At 51.8% G+C, this 2840-nt stretch carries 1 rRNA gene (cut by a window edge); it reads right to left on the bottom strand.

Going from position 1 to position 2840, the window contains the following annotated elements:
• Positions 1–20: 20 nt before the first annotated feature.
• Positions 21–2840: ribosomal RNA gene (locus tag F8N44_RS30990) — 23S ribosomal RNA — on the bottom strand (it continues 74 nt past the right edge of the window).

Genomic DNA, 2840 nt, shown 5'->3' with positions numbered 1-2840 from the left:
GCAAATTGCTTGGGTGTTATATGGTCAAGCCTCACGGGCAATTAGTATTGGTTAGCTCAACGCCTCACAGCGCTTACACACCCAACCTATCAACGTCGTAGTCTTCGACGGCCCTTCAGGGAACTCAAGGTTCCAGTGAGATCTCATCTTGAGGCAAGTTTCCCGCTTAGATGCTTTCAGCGGTTATCTTTCCCGAACATAGCTACCCGGCAATGCCACTGGCGTGACAACCGGAACACCAGAGGTTCGTCCACTCCGGTCCTCTCGTACTAGGAGCAGCCCCTCTCAAATCTCAAACGTCCACGGCAGATAGGGACCGAACTGTCTCACGACGTTCTAAACCCAGCTCGCGTACCACTTTAAATGGCGAACAGCCATACCCTTGGGACCGGCTTCAGCCCCAGGATGTGATGAGCCGACATCGAGGTGCCAAACACCGCCGTCGATATGAACTCTTGGGCGGTATCAGCCTGTTATCCCCGGAGTACCTTTTATCCGTTGAGCGATGGCCCTTCCATACAGAACCACCGGATCACTAAGACCTACTTTCGTACCTGCTCGACGTGTCTGTCTCGCAGTCAAGCGCGCTTTTGCCTTTATACTCTACGACCGATTTCCGACCGGTCTGAGCGCACCTTCGTACTCCTCCGTTACTCTTTAGGAGGAGACCGCCCCAGTCAAACTACCCACCATACACTGTCCTCGATCCGGATAACGGACCTGAGTTAGAACCTCAAAGTTGCCAGGGTGGTATTTCAAGGATGGCTCCACGCGAACTGGCGTCCACGCTTCAAAGCCTCCCACCTATCCTACACAAGCAAATTCAAAGTCCAGTGCAAAGCTATAGTAAAGGTTCACGGGGTCTTTCCGTCTAGCCGCGGATACACTGCATCTTCACAGCGATTTCAATTTCACTGAGTCTCGGGTGGAGACAGCGCCGCCATCGTTACGCCATTCGTGCAGGTCGGAACTTACCCGACAAGGAATTTCGCTACCTTAGGACCGTTATAGTTACGGCCGCCGTTTACCGGGGCTTCGATCAAGAGCTTCGCGTTAGCTAACCCCATCAATTAACCTTCCGGCACCGGGCAGGCGTCACACCCTATACGTCCACTTTCGTGTTTGCAGAGTGCTGTGTTTTTAATAAACAGTCGCAGCGGCCTGGTATCTTCGACCGGCATGAGCTTACGGAGCAAGTCCTTCACCCTCACCGGCGCACCTTCTCCCGAAGTTACGGTGCCATTTTGCCTAGTTCCTTCACCCGAGTTCTCTCAAGCGCCTTGGTATTCTCTACCCAACCACCTGTGTCGGTTTGGGGTACGGTTCCTGGTTACCTGAAGCTTAGAAGCTTTTCTTGGAAGCATGGCATCAACCACTTCGTGTTCTAAAAGAACACTCGTCATCAGCTCTCGGCCTTAAGATCCCGGATTTACCTAAGATCTCAGCCTACCACCTTAAACTTGGACAACCAACGCCAAGCTGGCCTAGCCTTCTCCGTCCCTCCATCGCAATAACCAGAAGTACAGGAATATTAACCTGTTTTCCATCGACTACGCTTTTCAGCCTCGCCTTAGGGACCGACTAACCCTGCGTCGATTAACGTTGCGCAGGAAACCTTGGTCTTTCGGCGTGGGTGTTTTTCACACCCATTGTCGTTACTCATGTCAGCATTCGCACTTCTGATACCTCCAGCAAGCTTCTCAACTCACCTTCACAGGCTTACAGAACGCTCCTCTACCGCATCATCCGAAGATGATACCCGTAGCTTCGGTGTATGGTTTGAGCCCCGTTACATCTTCCGCGCAGGCCGACTCGACTAGTGAGCTATTACGCTTTCTTTAAAGGGTGGCTGCTTCTAAGCCAACCTCCTAGCTGTCTAAGCCTTCCCACATCGTTTCCCACTTAACCATAACTTTGGGACCTTAGCTGACGGTCTGGGTTGTTTCCCTTTTCACGACGGACGTTAGCACCCGCCGTGTGTCTCCCATGCTCGGCACTTGTAGGTATTCGGAGTTTGCATCGGTTTGGTAAGTCGGGATGACCCCCTAGCCGAAACAGTGCTCTACCCCCTACAGTGATACATGAGGCGCTACCTAAATAGCTTTCGAGGAGAACCAGCTATCTCCGAGCTTGATTAGCCTTTCACTCCGATCCACAGGTCATCCGCTAACTTTTCAACGGTAGTCGGTTCGGTCCTCCAGTTAGTGTTACCCAACCTTCAACCTGCCCATGGATAGATCGCCCGGTTTCGGGTCTATTCCCAGCGACTAGACGCCCTATTAAGACTCGCTTTCGCTACGCCTCCCCTATTCGGTTAAGCTCGCCACTGAAAATAAGTCGCTGACCCATTATACAAAAGGTACGCAGTCACAGAACAAAGTCTGCTCCCACTGCTTGTACGCATACGGTTTCAGGATCTATTTCACTCCCCTCTCCGGGGTTCTTTTCGCCTTTCCCTCACGGTACTAGTTCACTATCGGTCAGTCAGTAGTATTTAGCCTTGGAGGATGGTCCCCCCATATTCAGACAAAGTTTCTCGTGCTCCGTCCTACTCGATTTCATGACCAAGAGATTTTCGCGTACAGGGCTATCACCCACTATGGCCGCACTTTCCAGAGCGTTCCGCTAATCTCAAAGCCACTTAAGGGCTAGTCCCCGTTCGCTCGCCACTACTAAGGGAATCTCGGTTGATTTCTTTTCCTCAGGGTACTTAGATGTTTCAGTTCCCCTGGTTCGCCTCTTGCACCTATGTATTCAGTACAAGATAACCATCTTATGATGGCTGGGTTCCCCCATTCAGACATCTCCGGATCAAAGTCTGTTTGCCGACTCCCCGAAGC

Origin of the sequence: Pseudomonas fluorescens (genome assembly GCF_902497745.1) — a bacterium.
In the GTDB taxonomy this organism is placed as follows: Bacteria; Pseudomonadota; Gammaproteobacteria; order Pseudomonadales; family Pseudomonadaceae; genus Aquipseudomonas; species Aquipseudomonas fluorescens_BM.
This window is presented reverse-complemented; position numbering and strand designations above follow the sequence as displayed.